Origin of the sequence: Nocardia sp. NPDC049220, from assembly GCF_040647855.1 — a bacterium.
In the GTDB taxonomy this organism is placed as follows: Bacteria; Actinomycetota; Actinomycetes; order Mycobacteriales; family Mycobacteriaceae; genus Nocardia.
The window spans coordinates 116,772-134,779 of record NZ_JBEZDA010000010.1; the positions used below are offsets into that span (position 1 = coordinate 116,772).

19 protein-coding genes are annotated in these 18,008 nt (G+C 67.2%); 14 read left to right on the forward strand and 5 right to left on the reverse strand.

Going from position 1 to position 18,008, the window contains the following annotated elements:
- The first annotated feature begins 26 nt into the window (after positions 1–26).
- The 5 genes from AB0C34_RS21395 to AB0C34_RS21415 all read left to right on the forward strand — a co-directional run bounded on the left by AB0C34_RS21395 (position 27) and on the right by AB0C34_RS21415 (position 3,933).
- The gene (locus tag AB0C34_RS21395; RefSeq protein WP_357075559.1) at positions 27–728 is read left to right on the forward strand and encodes a hypothetical protein; all 702 of its coding nucleotides are present in this window, start codon (positions 27–29) and stop codon (positions 726–728) included.
- 205 nt (positions 729–933) lie between these two features.
- Positions 934–1,380, forward strand: a complete 447-nt coding sequence (locus AB0C34_RS21400; RefSeq protein WP_357075562.1) for a PaaI family thioesterase — start codon at positions 934–936, stop codon at positions 1,378–1,380.
- Positions 1,381–1,460: 80 nt separating this feature from the next.
- Positions 1,461–1,763 carry an urease subunit gamma gene (locus AB0C34_RS21405; RefSeq protein WP_357075565.1) on the forward strand — a complete coding sequence of 101 codons (303 nt, stop codon included), beginning with the start codon at positions 1,461–1,463 and terminating at the stop codon, positions 1,761–1,763.
- Positions 1,764–1,818: 55 nt separating this feature from the next.
- Positions 1,819–2,130 (forward strand): urease subunit beta, encoded by a 312-nt coding sequence (locus AB0C34_RS21410; protein WP_357075568.1) that lies wholly within the window; start codon positions 1,819–1,821, stop codon positions 2,128–2,130.
- An 81-nt stretch (positions 2,131–2,211) separates the two neighbouring features.
- Positions 2,212–3,933: an urease subunit alpha gene (locus AB0C34_RS21415; RefSeq protein WP_357075571.1), complete on the forward strand. Its 1,722-nt coding sequence runs from the start codon at positions 2,212–2,214 to the stop codon at positions 3,931–3,933.
- 292 nt (positions 3,934–4,225) lie between these two features.
- Here the strand turns inward: AB0C34_RS21415 and AB0C34_RS21420 are convergent, their stop codons facing one another.
- Positions 4,226–4,504 (reverse strand): hypothetical protein, encoded by a 279-nt coding sequence (locus tag AB0C34_RS21420; RefSeq protein ID WP_357075574.1) that lies wholly within the window; start codon positions 4,502–4,504, stop codon positions 4,226–4,228.
- A 541-nt stretch (positions 4,505–5,045) separates the two neighbouring features.
- Here AB0C34_RS21420 and AB0C34_RS21425 point away from each other — a divergent pair.
- The 3 genes from AB0C34_RS21425 to AB0C34_RS21435 all read left to right on the forward strand — a co-directional run bounded on the left by AB0C34_RS21425 (position 5,046) and on the right by AB0C34_RS21435 (position 6,064).
- Entirely contained in the window at positions 5,046–5,348 is a 303-nt protein-coding gene (locus tag AB0C34_RS21425; RefSeq protein ID WP_357075577.1) for a hypothetical protein, read from the forward strand.
- A gap of 128 nt (positions 5,349–5,476) precedes the next feature.
- On the forward strand, positions 5,477–5,845 hold the full coding sequence (locus tag AB0C34_RS21430) for a nuclear transport factor 2 family protein (RefSeq protein ID WP_357075580.1): 369 nt from the start codon (positions 5,477–5,479) through the stop codon (positions 5,843–5,845).
- A gap of 9 nt (positions 5,846–5,854) precedes the next feature.
- Positions 5,855–6,064 (forward strand): hypothetical protein, encoded by a 210-nt coding sequence (locus tag AB0C34_RS21435; RefSeq protein WP_357075582.1) that lies wholly within the window; start codon positions 5,855–5,857, stop codon positions 6,062–6,064.
- Here AB0C34_RS21435 and AB0C34_RS21440 read toward each other — a convergent pair whose 3' ends face one another.
- On the reverse strand, positions 6,065–6,754 hold the full coding sequence (locus AB0C34_RS21440) for a TVP38/TMEM64 family protein (RefSeq protein ID WP_357075585.1): 690 nt from the start codon (positions 6,752–6,754) through the stop codon (positions 6,065–6,067).
- A 178-nt stretch (positions 6,755–6,932) separates the two neighbouring features.
- On the opposite strand from AB0C34_RS21440, the gene AB0C34_RS21445 reads away from it, so the two are divergent.
- The 3 genes from AB0C34_RS21445 to meaB are packed head-to-tail and all read left to right on the forward strand — an operon-like array spanning position 6,933 to position 12,105.
- Positions 6,933–8,789 carry a methylmalonyl-CoA mutase family protein gene (locus tag AB0C34_RS21445; protein WP_357075588.1) on the forward strand — a complete coding sequence of 619 codons (1,857 nt, stop codon included), beginning with the start codon at positions 6,933–6,935 and terminating at the stop codon, positions 8,787–8,789.
- Positions 8,789–11,068 carry a methylmalonyl-CoA mutase gene (gene scpA / locus AB0C34_RS21450; RefSeq protein WP_357075591.1) on the forward strand — a complete coding sequence of 760 codons (2,280 nt, stop codon included), beginning with the start codon at positions 8,789–8,791 and terminating at the stop codon, positions 11,066–11,068. Before AB0C34_RS21445 ends, scpA begins: the two co-directional genes overlap by 1 nt.
- Entirely contained in the window at positions 11,065–12,105 is a 1,041-nt protein-coding gene (meaB, locus tag AB0C34_RS21455) for a methylmalonyl Co-A mutase-associated GTPase MeaB (protein WP_357075593.1), read from the forward strand. The genes scpA and meaB overlap by 4 nt, the downstream gene beginning before the upstream one ends.
- 54 nt (positions 12,106–12,159) lie before the next feature.
- On the opposite strand, the gene AB0C34_RS21460 is transcribed toward meaB, so the two are convergent.
- Positions 12,160–13,062 (reverse strand): amidohydrolase family protein, encoded by a 903-nt coding sequence (locus AB0C34_RS21460; RefSeq protein ID WP_357075596.1) that lies wholly within the window; start codon positions 13,060–13,062, stop codon positions 12,160–12,162.
- Entirely contained in the window at positions 13,059–14,111 is a 1,053-nt protein-coding gene (locus AB0C34_RS21465; protein WP_357075599.1) for a nucleoside hydrolase, read from the reverse strand. Before AB0C34_RS21465 ends, AB0C34_RS21460 begins: the two co-directional genes overlap by 4 nt.
- A gap of 119 nt (positions 14,112–14,230) precedes the next feature.
- Here AB0C34_RS21465 and AB0C34_RS21470 point away from each other — a divergent pair, with 119 nt between their 5' ends.
- Both AB0C34_RS21470 and AB0C34_RS21475 read left to right on the forward strand, forming a co-directional pair.
- On the forward strand, positions 14,231–14,815 hold the full coding sequence (locus AB0C34_RS21470; RefSeq protein ID WP_357075602.1) for a TetR family transcriptional regulator: 585 nt from the start codon (positions 14,231–14,233) through the stop codon (positions 14,813–14,815).
- 195 nt (positions 14,816–15,010) lie between these two features.
- Positions 15,011–15,880, forward strand: coding sequence for a serine hydrolase (locus AB0C34_RS21475; protein WP_357075605.1), 870 nt, complete (start codon positions 15,011–15,013; stop codon positions 15,878–15,880).
- Here AB0C34_RS21475 and AB0C34_RS21480 read toward each other — a convergent pair.
- On the reverse strand, positions 15,865–16,815 hold the full coding sequence (locus AB0C34_RS21480; protein ID WP_357075608.1) for a LysR substrate-binding domain-containing protein: 951 nt from the start codon (positions 16,813–16,815) through the stop codon (positions 15,865–15,867). The genes AB0C34_RS21475 and AB0C34_RS21480 overlap by 16 nt on opposite strands.
- Positions 16,816–17,006: 191 nt before the next feature.
- Between AB0C34_RS21480 and AB0C34_RS21485 the strand changes: the two genes are divergently transcribed.
- Positions 17,007–17,879, forward strand: coding sequence for an MBL fold metallo-hydrolase (locus tag AB0C34_RS21485; protein WP_357075611.1), 873 nt, complete (start codon positions 17,007–17,009; stop codon positions 17,877–17,879).
- Positions 17,880–18,008: the final 129 nt, after the last annotated feature.

Genomic DNA, 18,008 nt, shown 5'->3' on the forward strand with positions numbered 1-18,008 from the left:
ACGGAGCCAACCCTCGAGGAGGTTCGATGACCGAACTCAGCACCACGCCGCGCCGATCTCAGGCGGCGTTCGGGCATGCCTGCGCGAAGCTCCGCGCTCTGCGGCCGGAGCATCCGCGGGTGTATGCCGTGGCCGCGATGGTCGAGCAGGGGAAGCGGCGGTGGTGGCCGCTGTTGGGTGGGGCGCGCGAGGGGCGGATCGAACTCATGTACCAGCGCCACGCCGCAGAGATGATCAGTGCCGACATAGCGGCGGAAGTTGTGGCGACAGCGCTGATTCACGCGGTCATCGGCAGGGTGAGCGCGCTGCTCGTCGTGGCGGGGCGCGCATGGGACCCTGGCGTGGAGAACCTCTGGATTCACACCGACAACGATGGCGGGATCGACTGGGCGGGCGTGGTGGACACCACGATTCGAGTGTTGGACGGCGATCGCCTCGCGGGTCGGCCCGGTGTGGTCGCACTGCCGTGCGAGGAGGCGATGTACGTGTGGCTCGCTCATCGCTGTGAGCCCGCTCTGGCGCTCATTCAGGCGAGCATGGCCCGCTGCTCCGGGCTGAGTCGGCGCCGGTTCTGGTTGTTGGTCGGCGAATCTATCGCCGGCGCTTCGACCTACGTGCCCGATCTGGCGCGGACCGACGCAACTGTGGGCGCGCGGCGCGGCCAGGGACTGCTGGCGGCGCTGACTGATCGCGGACTGCCGGTGCGTCCCACCGCCCGGGTTGCTTAGTTAGGTAAGCCTGTCCTACACTAGACCCGGCGTACGGATCATGCGAGAGTCCCGAGGGCTGCGGCGACCCCTGATCCCGTGCCGCGACGGGCTCCACTCCGGTGGGGCCCGTCGCTCTGCTCCTTCCCGATCGCAGTCGACCCGCGGGTGTCCGATCGGACGATCCTGCGGCGCCCGTTTGTCGACGCTGTGCGACAGTGAACGAATGACGCAGCAGGAGACCCAAGCGATCGGCTCGCTGGCGAATGTCACGCCCGAGCAGATGAACAAATACAGCGAAGGTACCTTCGCCGACCTGATCGGCCTCCGCTACACCGAGTTGACCGCCGACCGTGTACTCGGCGAATGGGTAGTCAAGCCGCATCTGTACCAGCCCGCCGGTATCCAGAACGGCGGCGTGTACTGCACCGTCATCGAGACGCTGGCCAGCGTTGGGGGCGGAATCTGGTTCGGCGACCAAGGCACGGTCGTCGGCGTGAACAACAACACCGACTTCCTTCGCGCGGTCCGCGAAGGCACCCTGTCCGGCGAAGCGACACCAGTGCATCGAGGCAGGCTCCAGCAGCTGTGGCAGGTCGTCATCACCGATGAGCAGGGCCGCACCGTCGCGCGCGGCCAGGTGCGGCTGCAGAACCTGCCACATCGGTCCTGACCGCGCTGGTCCGGACACGATGGAACGGGGCGGTGCCAGAATGACATCATCCAGCCACTGCGACCCGGGGAGGAGTGCGGATGCGACTGTCGCCGCACGAGCAGGAACGTCTGCTGTTGAGCTACGCCGCCGAGTTGGCTCGGCGCAGAAGGGCGCGCGGACTCGTGTTGAACCATCCGGAGGCGATCGCGCTGATCACCGACCACGTGCTCGAGGGTGCGCGGGACGGGCGCACCGTCGCCGAGCTGATGTCTTCGGGCCGAACGGTGCTGACCCGCGACGACGTGATGGACGGCGTGCCGGAGATGATTCACGACGTCCAGATCGAGGCGACTTTCCCGGACGGAACCAAACTGGTCACCGTGCACAACCCGATCGGGTAGAAGGCCGGATGCGATACCGGAGCGAAACGTTTCCCGGCGTGGGGCGAGGCGCGGAATGATTCCGGGTGAATACCTGTGTGCCGAGGGCACCATCGAGCTGAACTCCGGCGCGGACCGCATCGAACTGGAAGTGGTCAACACCGGCGATCGGCCGGTGCAGATCGGCAGCCACGCACACTTCCCACAGGCGAACCCGGCCCTGTACTTCGACCGAGACGCCGCGCACGGCCGTCGCCTCGACATCCCGGCCGGGACCGCGGTGCGCTTCGAACCCGGTCTCTCTCAGCGTGTGCGACTGGTGCCGCTCGGCGGCGCCCGCGAGGTCCATGGGATCACCCTGACCCCGCCCGGCCGTCTCGATGACTAGTAACTACGTGGATATCGCCCGATTCGATGGGGTGCTCGGGCGTTCGCAGAACGCGGTGCACGGTTCGAAACGGAGGACGCGATGAGTGAACTGAGCCGGGCCCGGTACGCCGAGCTATTCGGTCCGACGACCGGCGACCGGATCAGGTTGGCCGATACCGATCTGCTGATCGAGATCACCGAGGATCGCAGCGGGGGACCGGGGCGTGCCGGCGACGAGGCCGTGTTCGGCGGTGGCAAGGTGCTCCGCGAGTCCATGGGGCAGGCTCGCGCCACCCGCGCGGAGGGAGCCCCCGATACCGTGATCACCGGTGTAGTGATCATCGACCATTGGGGAATCATCAAGGCGGACGTCGGCATTCGGGACGGCCGAATTCGCGCGATCGGGAAGGCAGGCAATCCCGACACCATGAGCGGGGTGCACCCGGACCTCGTCGTTGGCCCATCCACCGAGATCATCGCGGGCAATGGCCGCATTCTCACCGCGGGCGCGATCGACTGTCACGTGCACTTCATCTGCCCGCAGTTGATGGACGAGGCGCTCGGTGGCGGTATCACCACGCTGATCGGCGGCGGAACCGGTCCCGCCGAGGGCAGTAAGGCGACCACGGTGACGCCTGGCGCCTGGCACCTGGCGCGGATGCTCGAAGGCACCGACGGCTGGCCGATGAACATCGTGCTGCTCGGCAAGGGCAATACCGTCAGCGTCGAGGCGATGTGGGAGCAGTTGCGCGGCGGCGCATCGGGATTCAAGCTGCACGAAGACTGGGGTTCGACGCCCGCCGCGATCGACGCCTGCCTCACGGTGGCCGACGCCGCGGGCGTACAGGTGGCGTTGCACTCGGACACACTGAACGAAGCCGGTTTCGTCGAAGACACGCTCGCGGCGATCGCGGGCCGGGGCATCCACGCGTATCACACCGAGGGCGCGGGCGGCGGGCACGCGCCCGACATCATCACCGTCGCTGCACATCTCAACGTGCTGCCCAGTTCGACGAATCCGACGCGCCCGCACACGATCAACACGTTGGACGAGCACCTGGACATGCTCATGGTATGCCATCATCTGAGCGCCGCCATCCCGGAGGATCTCGCGTTCGCCGAGAGCCGCATCCGCCCGTCCACCATCGCCGCCGAGGACCTGCTGCACGATCTCGGCGCCATCTCGATGATCGGTAGCGACTCGCAGGCCATGGGTCGGATCGGGGAGGTCGTGCTACGCACCTGGCAGACCGCGCACGTGATGAAGCGGCGCCGCGGCGCGTTGCCCGGCGACGCCGCCGCGGACAACGCGCGCGTCCAGCGTTACATCGCGAAATACACCATCTGCCCAGCTGTCGCGCACGGCATCGACCACGAGGTCGGCTCGGTCGAATTCGGCAAACTGGCTGATCTGGTGCTGTGGGAGCCCGCGTTCTTCGGCGTTCGTCCCCATGCCGTGCTCAAGGGCGGTGCGATCGCCTGGGCCGCGATGGGCGACGCCAACGCCTCCATTCCGACACCGCAACCGGTGCTGCCGCGTCCCATGTTCGGTGCTGCCTCGGCAAGCGCCGCGGCGACTTCGCTGCACTTCGTTTCCGAGCAGGCGATCGACGACGGGCTCGCCGACCGTCTGCGCGTCCAGCGAAGCCTTGTGCCGGTGCGCGATGTACGTCGCGTGACGAAAGCTGACATGCCGCACAACGACACCAGGCCGCACATCGAGGTCGACCCCGATACGTTCACCGTCCGCATCGACGGCGAGGTCTGGCAAGAACAACCCGCCACCGAACTTCCGATGGCTCAGCGCTATTTTCTGTTCTGAGCAGGTAAGGAGCTGGTCGGTCCGCCCGTAGCCCGGATGTCACGCGACGCGCATTTTCGTTACCGGAATATCACTTCGACCTTCGAGCGCACCAGTGCTGGGCGTACGGTGACCGCGTTCGGCAACTGAAATCGACGGTCGCCGCACTGTGCGATTCGGGGCGCCGAGCGGGGTCTGGGACTGCACGCTGCACAGCGATGGTCCGCTGTGTCCAGATCATCGGTCCGGCAACCTGGAATCCGGGTGTGACTTCTTCGACGAGTAGTCGCGGTCGTGCTGCCGCCCGGATGGCTCATAGCATGGTGGCATGCTCGTCGAGGCGGTGCATGTCGCTGGTCATCCGATGGATATCGCGGTCTCCTCGCGGCCGGTCCGCAGTGGCGGGGTCGACATGGCAGGGTTCCAGGGGCGCGCGCCGAGCCAGGTCGATCTTCAGGTGGTCCCATATCCTGCGCTGACGGTGTTCATAGATTTCGGTGACGTGTTGTTCATCGATGATGCCAGCGGTGCACGGAAACCGGCCAGCGGCGTTGTAGGCCTCGGTTCCGTCAGTGTTCGGGAGTGTGGGCAAACTGTCGATCTTCTGCGGATACGGCTGTCGCCGGTGGCGCGCACGCGATCTTGGGTGCCTCGCTGGGATCGGGTGGAGCGGTAGTGGCCCTCGAGGAGTTCTTGGGACGCGATGTCACCCGAATTCGGGGGCGACTGCACGCTGCCCGCTCATGGGATGACCGATTCGCCATCGTTGAGACCGTGCTCGCTGAACGGCGGCAGGCCGGACGGGCGGTCGATCCGGAGATTGCCTTCGCATGGCGACGAATCGTGGCACATAGGGATGCCATGGCCTTTACCGGGCTGACCCCCACGGCTCTCGCGGACGCGCGATGGCTCGCAGTCGATCCCGTCGCGTGGGCCGCCCCGGATTACGCATCCGGGTGTAATCCCAGTCGATACCGTTGGACGACACTTGTTCTCGCGGCATCACCCGTCGGAACGGCAACATTTCTCCAAGACATCCACTGGCGTGCTGGCACTGCTGGCAGTCACGTCCGACAGCGCTCGCCGGTACGAGCTGCGGCGTGGACGACGCGGTGTAATCGAGAAGGAACGACATGAGCGACACGACCGGTATCCAACGGTTGCCACCCGGTATCCGACTGTTGCGTGCCCTGCTGAAAGAGCCGGACTGCCCGACGATGACGACCGCGGAGTTGACTGCGACACTGCGCACGCTTACACGAACTCGGGTTGACCGACGTGCCGCGGCGCAACCTCGGCTGGCGCACATAGTGGGGAACCCCCTGGTTTCCTACGAGACTCGGCACGGCAACCAAGACCGGGTGACTCCGACATCAACACCGACTCGGCCACCCGATCCGCCAGAAGAGGCCGGGTGGCGGGTCTGGTCGCGCTGACTTGGATCCGCCGGATCATTACCTCGCGCGTAATCGACTGGGCGTGCGCACTGCGGCATGGTTGGAGTCAGCCGGCCCGGAGATCCGGGCAGGATATCGAAAAGTATTTGGGCACAGGAGGTTTCGACATGTCGCGACACGAGCAGGCAGTAGACCGGTACTTCGCCGCGTGGAACGCCACCGACCCTGAGATCAGGGCGAAGGCGGTCGCCGCCGCGTGGACGGAGGACGGCTTCTACACCGATCCGCTCGCGGACGTCAGCGGTCACGATCAACTTGTGGCCGCCATCGAGGGAGTGCAGACGCAGTTCGCCGGCTTCGAATTCCGCCCGATCGGCATGGTCGACGGCCACCACGACATCGTTCGATTCTCCTGGGAGCTGGTTTCGCGCGTCGACGGCAGTGCGCCGGTCGCGGGCACCGATGTGATCACCCTCGGCGCCGATGACCGGATCACGGGTGTGCACGGATTCCTGGACCGGGTACCGCCCGCGTAGTGTCCGGCTGTGGGCGCGGGAGTCCATCGACACTCGTCATGGGGTCGGCTCATCGGGTTCGGCCTCGGCCTGCGGGATGCGAAGGCGATCGTTGTGTCCCGGCGACTGTTTGATGCCGCCGCACACGGTCGGGTGATGGTGCCGCGCACCGGCGCCATGGTGGTTGTGATCGCTGTGCCGATCGAGCCGACGCCGCTGAACGTGGGCGACGCGGCCTGATTACTCGGCGACAGAGACGGGTGCGACGGCCGGAATCGGTGGTGGGGTCGTGCTCGTCTTCCACCGCGCGTCGACGATCAGACCGACGACGCCGACCGCCAGGCAGGCGCCGGAGAACACCAGTAGACCCGGATGCGTCGTCCCGGTGAGCGCGTCGCCGAGGATGACTGTGCCGATGGTGCCGGGTAGTACGCCGAACAGTGTGGCGGTCATGTACGGCCAGAACCGGATCGAGGACAGTCCGCAACAGTAGTTGATCACCGAGAACGGCACCGCGGCGATGAGCCGTAGCGAACCGACCGCCAGCCATCCGCGGCGGCGCAGGCGCTCGTCGATTGCGCGCACTGCGGGATGGGTGAGACGGGAGGCGACCTGATCGCGATCGAGCGCCCGGACGAGCAGGATCGCCAGTGCCGCGCTGAGGGTGGTGGCGCCCACCGCGAGCACGATGCCGAGTAACGGACCGAACAGCAGCCCCGCGCTGACGGTGAACACGGTGCGCGGAATCGGCGCCACTGTGACCACCGCGTGGACAATGAAGAACACCAAGGGAAGGGCCGGACCGACGGAAGTCGCCCACTCTTGAATCTGGCGCGGACTCGGCAGCGGAGCGAGCGTCGCCGCGACGAACAACGCGGCAGCGCCGACAAGCAACGCGACGACACGCGGGTCGCGGATCAGCCTGGTCACCCGGGAAAGGCTACCGGGTAGTAGCGGCGGGCAGCATCAACCGGCTGGCAACCGCCCGCTAGCATCAGAGGAGGCGGGACGAATGCTCGTTAACCGAAGTAGTCGCTGAGCTGGTCGAATGTGAGGGTATCGGGCATACACACACGGTGTCCGCGTCGAGGAAGAGGAACAGCGAGTTATGCCGATTGCTTCAGATCCTGGGGCGGATCCGGTGCCCGAATACGCCGCGTGGCGCAAGGGTGTTGCCGGGGTGCTGGCGAAGGCCCGCCAGGTCGATGTCACCGAACTTCCCGAGGAGCCTGAGCGGCTGCTGGACCAGACCACCTACGACGGGCTGACCATCGCCCCGCTGTACACCCTTCGCGACGAGCTGCCCGAACAACCGCTGCCGGGAGCCTTCCCGTTCGTCCGCGGCCGGGACGCCACCCGGGACGTCCACCGCGGGTGGTATGTCGGCGCACAGGTCGACGCCCGCGATGCCGCCGCGGCCAACCGGGAGATTCTCACCGGTCTGGAGAATGGGATCGGTGCGATCCGACTGGGTGCCGGTGAGCGCGGCGTGCCGGTGGCCGACCTGCCGACCGCCCTCGCGGGCTTACTGTTCGAGCTGGCTCCGCTGGCCCTGGATGCCGGCAGTGCGGTGACCGAAGCTGCCGACCAGATGTTCACCGTGCTCGACGGCTACCCGGCGCCCATCCGCGAGGATATTCGGATTGCGCTCGGCGCCGCACCGCTGACCAGCCGCTTCGCGGGCATCGCCGACATCGGGCTCGCCGAGGCGGTTGTACTCGCCGGGCGGGCCGCGAAACGGGCCGAGACGGTGCGAGCGATTACCGTGGACGGCACCGTTTTCCACGATGTCGGTGCCTCTGACGCCCAGGAGATCGGCGCTGCGGTCGCGGCGGGGTTGGCTTATCTGCGTGCCATGACGGAGCATCTCGACATCGCTGATGCGCTGGAGCAGCTGGAATTCCGGTTCGCCGCGACCGACGACCAGTTTGTCACCATCGCGAAGTTTCGTGCCGCGAGGCAACTCTGGGCCCGGGTGGCGCACGTGTGCGGTGCGCCGGATTTCGGCGGCGCACCCCAGCACGCGGTGACCTCGGCCGCCATGATGAGCCAGCGCGATCCGTGGGTGAATATGTTGCGCACCACGCTGGCCGCGTTCGGTGCGGGGGTGGGCGGCGCCGACACCGTGACCGTGCTGCCGTTCGACACGGCACTGCCGCCGGGTGAACTCGGCGTGTCGAAAGCGTTCTCCGATCGGATGGCCCGCAATACCCAACTGCTGCTGCTCGAGGAGTCGCATCTGGGTCACGTGCGGGACCCCGGCGCGGGCTCCTGGTACGTGGAGGACCTCACCGCGACGGTCGCCGCGAAAGCGTGGGAGTTCATGCAGGAGATCGAGGCGGCGGGTGGTTATCCGGCCGCGCTGGACTCGGGTCTGCTCGCCGAGCGTGTCGGTGCCACCAAGGCCGCGCGCGAGACCGATGTCGCGCATCGAAGGACCGCCGTCACCGGCGTGAACGAATTCCCGAATCTGGCCGAGCAGCCGCTGACCGAGGCGGCGCGGCAGCCGGGTCGGGTCGCTCGATACGGCGCGGCGTTCGAGGAATTACGCGACCGCTCCGACGCCTATCTCTTTGCTGTCGGCGCCCGCCCGAAAGCCCTGCTGGTGCCGCTGGGTTCGGTTGCCGAACACAACGTGCGGGTCACCTTTGTCGCGAACCTTTTGGCATCGGGTGGGATCGAATCGGTCAATCCCGGGCCGGTCGAGGTGGGCGCGATCGCTGCCGCGGCAACCGAAGCCGGGGCGCCTATCGCGGTGCTGTGCGGCTCGGATGCGCGCTACCGGACGGAAGTGGGCGAAGCGGTCGAGCAGTTGCGTGCAGTGGGCGTGCCGACGGTGCTATTGGCCGGTGCGGCCGAGGCCGTCGGCGCACTGAGCGACCCGCAGCGTCCGGACGGATTCCTCACGGCGCGCATGGATGCGGTCGCGGCGCTGTCTGCCCTGCTGGAGAAGGTGGGAGCGTAATGACTACTCGCGAGATCAGACATCTGATCGGCAGTTTCGCCGACGTGCCGTTGACGGAGAAGGCGCCGACCGCCGCCGCCGTCGATGCCGCACAGGTGCAGGCATACGTGCGGGTGGCAGCAGCGGCCAACCAGTACACACCCGAGCAACTGGTGTGGTCGACGCCGGAAGGCATCGACGTGCCGCCGGTGTTCACCAAGGCCGATCGGGATGCCGTTGCTGCCGAAGGGTATCCGCTCGACAGTGTGCCCGGCGTCGCGCCGTTCGTGCGCGGGCCGTACCCCACGATGTACGTCAACCAGCCGTGGACCATCCGCCAATACGCGGGTTTCTCCACGGCCGCGGACTCGAACGCCTTCTACCGCCGTAACCTGCAGGCGGGGCAGAAAGGATTGTCGGTCGCCTTCGATCTGGCCACCCATCGCGGCTACGATTCCGACCATCCGAGGGTGCAAGGTGACGTCGGCATGGCGGGTGTGGCCATCGATTCGATCCTGGATATGCGTCAGTTGTTCGACCACATCCCGCTGGACCAGGTCAGCGTGTCGATGACGATGAACGGCGCGGTACTGCCGATCCTCGCGCTCTACGTGGTCGCCGCCGAAGAACAGGGCGTCGCGCCGGAACAGCTCGCCGGAACCATTCAGAACGACATTCTGAAAGAGTTCATGGTCCGCAACACCTATATCTACCCGCCACGGCCCTCGATGCGGATCATCTCCGACATCTTCGCCTACACCAGCGCGAAGATGCCGAAATTCAACTCGATCTCCATCTCCGGCTACCACATCCAGGAGGCGGGCGCGACCGCCGACCTGGAGCTGGCCTACACCCTCGCCGACGGTGTCGAGTACATCCGCGCTGGCATCGACGCCGGCATGGCGGTCGACGAGTTCGCACCGCGCCTGTCGTTCTTCTGGGCGATCGGCATGAACTTCTTCATGGAGGTCGCCAAGCTGCGCGCCGGGCGTCTGTTGTGGAGCGAGCTGGTTGCGAAGTTCACTCCGAAGAGCGCGAAATCACTGTCGCTGCGTACCCATTCGCAGACCTCCGGCTGGTCGCTCACTGCCCAGGACGCCTACAACAATGTCGCGCGCACCTGTATCGAGGCCATGGCCGCCACGCAAGGCCACACCCAGTCGTTGCACACCAACGCGCTCGACGAGGCGCTCGCGCTGCCCACGGACTTCTCCGCGCGCATCGCCCGCAATACGCAACTGCTGATCCAGCAGGAGTCCAACACCACCCGGCCGATCGACCCGTGGGGCGGCTCGTACTACGTCGAGTGGCTGACCCATCAGCTCGCCAACCGCGCCCGCGCGCACATCGCCGAGGTCGAGGCGCACGGCGGCATGGCGCAGGCGATCGGCGAGGGCATCCCGAAGCTACGCATCGAGGAGGCTGCCGCGCGGACCCAGGCGCGCATCGACACCGGTCAGCAGCCGGTGATCGGCGTCAACAAGTACCAGGTCGAAGAGGATCAGCAGGTCGAAGTCCTGAAGGTCGAAAACTCGCGGGTGCGTGCCGAGCAGATCGAGAAGCTGCGGCGGCTGCGTGCCGAACGTGACCCGGACGCGGTGCGGCGGGCGCTCGCGGAATTGACCCGCGCCGCGGCCGCCACCGAGGGTGGCATCGCGAACAACCTGCTCGCGCTGGCGATCGACGCGGCGCGCGCGAAGGCGACCGTCGGCGAGATCTCCGACGCGCTGGAGCAGGTATACGGTCGCCATCGAGCCGAGATCCGTACGCTCTCCGGTGTGTACCGCGACGAGGCAGGGAAGGTCACCAACATCACCGCGGCGAGCGAGCTCGTCGAGGAATTCGCCCACGCCGAAGGTCGTCGCCCCCGCATCCTCGTCGCCAAGATGGGCCAGGACGGCCACGACCGAGGACAGAAGGTGATCGCCACGGCCTTCGCCGATCTCGGCTTCGATGTCGACGTGGGCCCGCTGTTCCAGACTCCGGAAGAGGTGGCGCAGCAGGCGGCCGACAACGATGTGCATGTCGTGGGCGTGTCCTCGCTCGCGGCAGGTCACCTCACGCTGGTGCCCGCGCTACGGCAGGCACTGGCCGAGGTCGGGCGTCCCGACATCATGGTCATCGTCGGCGGCGTGATCCCGCCCGGTGACTTCGACGAGCTGTACCGGGCCGGCGCCGCCGCGATCTTCCCGCCCGGTACCGTGATCGCCGACGCGGCGATCGACCTGTTGAAGAAGCTCTGCGCCGAACTCGGTCACGAACTGGGCAGCGGCGCCGCGGATTCCGCCGTTACCGAATGAGCGAAGCTGATTCGGCCGCCACGCAGGTCGCCGGGCGCAGGTTGATCGATGTCGACGTGCTGGCCGAGGCTGTCCGCCAAAACGAGCGGGCCGCTGTGGCGCGGGCGATCACGCTGGTGGAGTCGACTCGGGCCGACCACAGGGCCTTGGCGCAGCAGCTGCTGCTGAAGGTGACCCCGGACGCGAATGCCGCGGCGACGAGGCCGGTCTCGAACCGGGTCGGCATCACGGGAGTTCCCGGTGTCGGCAAGTCCACGTTCATCGACGCACTCGGCATGTACCTGATCGGGAAGGGGCATCGGGTCGCCGTGCTGGCGGTCGATCCGTCCTCGACCCGGACCGGCGGCTCCATTCTGGGTGACAAGACGCGGATGGCGCGTCTCTCGGTGCAACGTGCCGCCTACATCCGCCCGTCGCCGACCGCGGGCACGCTCGGCGGTGTGGCCAAGGCGACCCGGGAGACCATCGTGCTGCTCGAGGCCGCGGGCTACGACGTGATTCTGGTGGAGACCGTCGGCGTCGGTCAGTCCGAGGTCACGGTCGCGAACATGGTCGACGTGTTCTGCTTCCTCACGCTGGCTCGGACCGGTGATCAGCTGCAGGGCATCAAGAAAGGTGTGCTCGAGCTCGCCGATCTGGTCGCGGTGAACAAGGCCGACGGCACACACGAGATGGAGGCCAAGGCGGCCGCCCGCGAGCTGGCGGGAGCGCTGCGCCTCATCCACCCGCACGACGCACTGTGGCGGCCGCCGGTACTCACGATGAGCGGGTTGGAAGGCGTCGGTCTGGAGACATTCTGGGACACGGTGCTGGAGCACCGGCGGGTACTCACCGACGCCGGAGCGTTCGACGAGAAGCGCCGCCGTCAGCAGATCGATTGGACCTGGACCATGGTGTACGACCAGTTGCTGCGCAGGCTCGCGGACAACCCGGACGTGAAAGCCATCCGGGCACAGGTGGAACAACGCGTTCGAGACGGCACGCTGACCGCCGCCCTCGCGTCCGAGGAACTGCTTCGGGCCTTCGACGGCAACTGACCGAGGCGACGACCACTGCGCTGCGCGTGCGCGGGCTGTGGCTCATGGTGCTCGTTATGCCTGGGCCCGGAGTTGTTCGATGCCGAAGAGGCGGGCGGCGTTCTGGTAGCAGACCAGCCGCAGCCAGTCGTCCCCGAGGTCGAGTCGTTCGAGAACCTGGATCGAATGGCTGTAGGAATACGGGATGTTGGGGAAGTCGCTGCCGAACAGGATGCGGTCGGCCAAGGCGCGCAGCCGGCCGTACTCGCTGGTCGGGAAGGGGGAATGCGCCTCGAGGAAGTCGGTCCACACCATGGTGGTGTCCAACCGCAGGCCCGGGTATTCCTCGGCCAGGTCGAGGAATTCGGAATACTCGGGCGTGCCCATGTGCGCGATGATCAGCGGCAGACGCGGAAAACGTCGCAGCACACCAGCGATCGGCTCCGGTCCGGTATGTGCGCCTGGCGCAGGACCGGAACCGCAGTGGATGACGATGGGGATCTGGGCATCCTCCAGCAGTTCCCACACCGGGTTCAGTAGTGGGTCGCCGGGATGGTAGCCACCTACCTGGACATGCGCCTTGAAGATACGCGCGCCCCGCGCGAGAGCCTCCTCGACGTAGCCCGCGGCCTGCGGCTCAGGGAAGAATGTCGCGGTGTGCAAGCAGTCCGGGACGTGTCCGGCGAACTCGGCGGTCCACTCGTTGAGCCACGCCGCCATCGCCGGCTTGTGCGGATACACCAGCGCGGGGAATGTGCGAATGCCCAAGTCACGCAAGGTTTTCAGGCGGACCTGCTCATCGGCGCGGTAGGTGATCGGCCAGCTGCGCCCGACCAGCGGGCCCGCCGCGTCGAAGTATGCCCACACCTTGCGCAGTACCTGGTCGGGCATGAAATGTGTGTGGACGTCGATGATTCCGGGTAGCCCGAGCCTGGTCCGGAACGCGGAGAGGTAAATGGAGTCGTCGTTGTCGATCATCGCAGCTTCTGGGCAGCGGGTGGATGGACGGTCCGTGCGAAATCGCCGACCCGGCTGATCAGTCGGTCGAAGAACACGTCGGGATCGGTCCCGATCACAATGTCGGCGTTGGGTTCGCGGCCCCACATCCCAGCCCAGTCGGCGACGGTGGTCGCTCGGGTGAGCGTGCCGGCCAGCTCGACGTCGACTGTCGCGGCGCGGGTGCGGGCCAGCGTAGGGTCCAGCGCGACTGCGGCGGCGAACGGGTCGTGCATGTGGGCCAGATAGCCTTGGCCGTAGCTGCGGTGGAAGTCGAAGTAGAACCGGACCGCATCGGTGACGTACCGGACGATCGGATTGCTCGCCGCGGACCGGGCTTCGGGTGGGTCGGTCTCCGTGACCAGTTCCACCGGGTAGCTGTTCGCGCGTGTGGCAAGGCGGACGAGGTGTTCGGCTCGCATCTCGATGGTCTCGGTGACGTCGAGCGCGCACACGATCGGCCTGCGCTGCGGGGGAGCGGCGGCGAACGCGTCGAAGACCTCTTTGGCGGCCTCTGGGTCGACGTGCACGTTCCACTCGGTGGTCGGCGTCGTATTCCCAGGGTGGTTGAACGCGCCGCCCATGATGACCAAGCGGTGCAGCAGCACGGGCAGTTCGGGTTCGATCCGCAGGGCGAGGGCGAGGTTGGTCAGCGGTCCGGTGCAGAGTCCGACGATCTCGCCGGGGTGCGCGCGAGCCAGGTCGACCCACAGGTGAGCGGCCGTGCGCCGGGATAGTCGACGGACGGATCGCGGCAGCTCGGCGTAGCCGACGCCGTGTGGTCCGTGCGTGTCCTCGGTGGTGCGCAGCGGGATGGCTATCGGCTCGGCGGCGCCGAGTGCCACCTCGATATCGGGTGCGCGGCAGACATCGAGCCAGGCGAGGTTGTTCGCCGCAACCTGTGCCGCGGGAACGTTGCCGGCGGTCGCGGCGATTCCGGCGATCTCGGCATCGGGCGAGGCAAGAAGGTACAGCAGCGCGAGTGAATCGTCGATACCCGTATCGACGTCCGCGATGATCTTCTGCCGCACGGCATGAGACTAGCGAGTCGGTCCGGCGCCGCCGCGTCCGAGGCGGCGATGAAACGACGACCGCGGGGTGATAGAACAGACGTCTAGTACGAATGTCTGAGACGCTGTAGCCTCGGGCTATGGGAAATCGCGAGGACCTACTGGCGGGTGCACGGAAAGTCATCGTGCAACGCGGTGTCGCCAAGGCAACGGCCCGTGATATCGCGGCGGCCGCCGGAGTGAGCCTCGCCGCGATCGGATACCACTTCGGGTCCAAGGAGCAGCTGATCACCGAGGTGCTGTCGGACACTCTGGGCACCGAGATCGGCGACAGCATGGAGGCGATGATCCGAGCCGGCAGCGGCGTGCCGCCGCTGCGAGCGTTCGCCGCGATGTGGAACGCGATGCCGACGGTGATCGCCGACAACCGGGACGCCATGCTCGCGAGCATGGAGAACCTGGTCCGGGTCGCGCGGTCACCGGAAGCGCAGAAATTCTTCGCCGAGAGCGCGCCCGGTGCCTATCGCGACATGGCGACGGCGTTGCGCGTGGCGCAGCCGCACCTGAGCGAGGAACAGGCAGTTGCGGTAGCCGAGCTGTACTTCGTGCTCGTGCAGGGGCTCGGTGTGCTGCAGACGATCGCTCCGGAGATGCATCTTCCCGACGGAGATAGGTTGGCATTGGCGATCGCCGCGCTCGCGGGAGACGCGCCCGCCGCCGACTGATCCGAGGACGAAGGCGGCGCAGACGTAGTGGTGTGGGGCGCTGGCCCGCTCCGCCCGGTCGAAGTCGTCTTCTGGACGAGGGCTGGATCGGTGAACTCGGCAGGCTGGCGCACACCGCTCACCCGCCAGGGGAGCTGTTCGCATCGTCCGCACCCGGTGCCATGCCTGCCGCACGAGCCAGGGATGCTACATCAGATGCAAGAGATCTTTCGCGCTGTCGGCGTCCACGGGTGGGTGTACGCCCAGTGTTTCGACTGCGGTGCCGGGGCGGGTGCCGGGGCGGACGAGCCGGTTGTGCTGGCGTCGGTGGTGAAAGTACCGCTGGTGCTGGAGTTCGCCAGGCAGGTCGCGGCGGGCCAGCTGGACCCTGCTGATCGAGTCCGGGCTCGCGCGGCGGATCGGCTCGGCGGCGTGGGCACCGCGGGCTGCGTCGACGATATCGAGCTGAGCTTGCGTGATGCGGCGTATTTCGCGCTCACCCTGAGCGATAACACCGCGGCCGACCTGCTGTTCGACCGTGTCGGGTTGGACAATGTGCGTTCACTGCTGCGCGAACTCGGCCTCACCGCGACCCAGGTCGCCGGTCCGCCCCGGGCCATCCTCGAGTCCATGGCCGAGGATATCGGTGCGGCGGACGCCGCCGAGTTCGCGCGCCGTTTTCCGACGTTGGGCGCCGACGAGGTGCTCTGCACGCGGGCGCTCGATCCGAGACGTACCACCGCGAGCACGCCGCGCGAAATGGTGCGGCTGCTCACGATGATCGGCCAGGATCTGGCGGGTGCTCCCGAGGCGTGCCGGTGGGTTCGTGATCTGATGAGCCAGCAGGTGAACTGGCATCGCCTGGCTTCCGCGTTCCCGCCGCAGGTGCGGGTCTGGGCGAAGTCCGGGACGCTGCCCGGTGTGCGCAACGAAATCGGCGTTGTCGAGTATCCCGACGGAAAACGTTATGCCGTGGCGGTTTTCACCAGGGCGGCGACACTCGCGCAGCGGCTGCCCGCAGTGGACCGCGCGGTCGGGGCTGCCGCGGCGCACGCGATCGACCGCATCGCTCACGGCCTGCCATAAACGACATTCCAAGGCCGTCGCGGCAGGTCCGCGTCCGTCGCGGGTCGGGTCGCGCCGTCGTCCTGCAGCACCGTGACAACCAGCTCGGCGAGTTCGCGCACCCGCGGATGGGCCACAGCAACCGGCCACGCCAGCGACAGTCGCCTGCTCAGTGTGCCCGTTGGCAGCGGCCGCCAGACCACGCGCGGTTCCTTGCGCGCCACCAAGCCCTCGTCGAATGCTATCCCGCGCCCGGACAGCACCATGCCGAGCACGAACTCGGGGTTGTGCGCATGCTGCACCGCGATGGGCCGGAAGCCGAGCTCCCAGCACCGGCGCAGCGTCGCGTCATACAGCCCGGGGGCTGCGGCCCGCGGGAAGATCACCAACCCGTGCCCCGCGAGATCGGCGAGTTCCAGCGTGGACCGCACTGCCAGCGGTGAATCGCGCGGCAGTACCACCCCGAGCGGCGTCTCGACGGCGGGACCGAGTTCCAAGCCGACGACGTCGACCGGATGCTGAAGCAGCCCGGCGTCGAGCTGGCGGTCCGCGAGCAGTCGAATCTGTTCGGCGGTGGTCAGTTCCTGCAGGTCGGCCCGGACGTCGCTGGCCTCGAACGCGGTGAGCAGCGCGGCGAGCACCCGACCGGCCAGTTCGGGTGGCACGCCGATGCGAACCGCATCCATTTCGCCTCGATGCGCTTTGCCGACCAGCGTTTTCGTCCGTTCCCAGCGGGCAAGCAGATCGCGGGACTCGGCGAGCAGGATCTGCCCGGCCTCGGTGAGTTCGACTCGGCGGCTGTCCCGGTCGAAGAGGCGAGCGCCGAGGTCGGCTTCGAGACGACGGATGCGCTGGCTCAGGGGCGGCTGGGCGATGCCGAGGCGCTCGGCTGCCCGACCGAAATGCAATTCTTCCGCGACGGCAACGAAGTACCGCAGCTGACGCAGATGGTCCACGCTGCGACGATATCCGCTCTGATATCGTTGCGCCGGTCCGCCGGTCTTGGACACGGCCGCCGCGGATGTGGTGTGGTGCCCGCATGACAGGTTTCGGACGTCGAGGATTCCTCGGCGCGACTGCGGGGCTCGCGACGTTGGCGGGTGTATTATCTTGTGGCACAACGAATTCGACAGAGAAAGACGGGTCGGTGGCCGCCTCGGAGCGGCTGATTCCCAGCGGGGTGGCGCTGCGCTGGTGGGGTAACAACAGCTGGGAGATCCGTCTGCCCGGCGGCAAGACTGTACTCATCGACCCGTGGCTGACCAGGTTTCATACCGGAACCTACAGTGCCGAGGGCGCAGACCCCGAGACCCCGATCGTGGTGGATACCGCGCTGATCGATCGCTACGTCGACGGCGGAGAGTTACGCGCCGACCACATTCTGGTTACCCACGGGCACTACGACCACCTCACCGACGTGCCGTATCTGGCGAAGAAGACCGGGGCCACTGTGCTCGGCACCGAAACCCACCTCAACCTCCTGGCTGCGCTCGGAGCTCCGGAGAACCAACTCACCCTGGCCACCGGTGGTGAGTTCCTGCACTTCGGTGACTACTCGATCCGGGTGCTGCGCTCGCTGCATTCGGCGTCCGGGCCACGAGCCGGTGTGGCCTTCGCGGGCACCCGCCCTGGCCTCGGTGCGGGAAAGTTGCCCGAGCCCAAAGTGATTCGTGATCTCGTCGAGGGTGGCACCCTCGCCTACGAAGTGCGCGGCGGCGGGGTGAGCGTGTTGGACTTCGGCGGATCGAACTACATCGAATCGGAACTGGCGGGGTTGCGGCCAGATGTACTGCTGCTTCCTGCGGGTGGCGGGAAGATCGAGGACTACGTCGCGCGGCTGCTGCGCGTCACCGGAAACCCGCGCTATGTGATTCCCACCCACTGGGATGATTTCGACTATCCGCTCGCCGAACCTGCCCGCGACTGGGGCGGGCTGGAGGCATTGCGCACGGCCGTGGCCGCGGCCAGCCCACGCAGCACGTTCGTCACCGTCGACCATCTGCAAACCTTCACACCCTGACCGGTGTGCGGGCCGTCGAGTATTGTCCGGGCGGGGCTGCGGTGTTGTTCGGGTTCCGGCTGAGCTGGATGTCACCGGAAGAGAGCGGCACGAGCCCGGAGCCGTACGGGTACCGGATCCGGTGCGACG

Coding starts and splice junctions, on each gene's coding strand:
- AB0C34_RS21395 (WP_357075559.1), top strand. CDS start 27: ATGACCGAACTCAGCACCACGCCGCGCCGATCTCAGGCGGCGTTCGGG.
- AB0C34_RS21400 (WP_357075562.1), top strand. CDS start 934: ATGACGCAGCAGGAGACCCAAGCGATCGGCTCGCTGGCGAATGTCACG.
- AB0C34_RS21405 (WP_357075565.1), top strand. CDS start 1,461: ATGCGACTGTCGCCGCACGAGCAGGAACGTCTGCTGTTGAGCTACGCC.
- AB0C34_RS21410 (WP_357075568.1), top strand. CDS start 1,819: ATGATTCCGGGTGAATACCTGTGTGCCGAGGGCACCATCGAGCTGAAC.
- AB0C34_RS21415 (WP_357075571.1), top strand. CDS start 2,212: ATGAGTGAACTGAGCCGGGCCCGGTACGCCGAGCTATTCGGTCCGACG.
- AB0C34_RS21425 (WP_357075577.1), top strand. CDS start 5,046: ATGAGCGACACGACCGGTATCCAACGGTTGCCACCCGGTATCCGACTG.
- AB0C34_RS21430 (WP_357075580.1), top strand. CDS start 5,477: ATGTCGCGACACGAGCAGGCAGTAGACCGGTACTTCGCCGCGTGGAAC.
- AB0C34_RS21445 (WP_357075588.1), top strand. CDS start 6,933: ATGCCGATTGCTTCAGATCCTGGGGCGGATCCGGTGCCCGAATACGCC.
- scpA (WP_357075591.1), top strand. CDS start 8,789: ATGACTACTCGCGAGATCAGACATCTGATCGGCAGTTTCGCCGACGTG.
- meaB (WP_357075593.1), top strand. CDS start 11,065: ATGAGCGAAGCTGATTCGGCCGCCACGCAGGTCGCCGGGCGCAGGTTG.
- AB0C34_RS21460 (WP_357075596.1), bottom strand. CDS start 13,062: ATGATCGACAACGACGACTCCATTTACCTCTCCGCGTTCCGGACCAGG.
- AB0C34_RS21470 (WP_357075602.1), top strand. CDS start 14,231: ATGGGAAATCGCGAGGACCTACTGGCGGGTGCACGGAAAGTCATCGTG.
- AB0C34_RS21475 (WP_357075605.1), top strand. CDS start 15,011: ATGCAAGAGATCTTTCGCGCTGTCGGCGTCCACGGGTGGGTGTACGCC.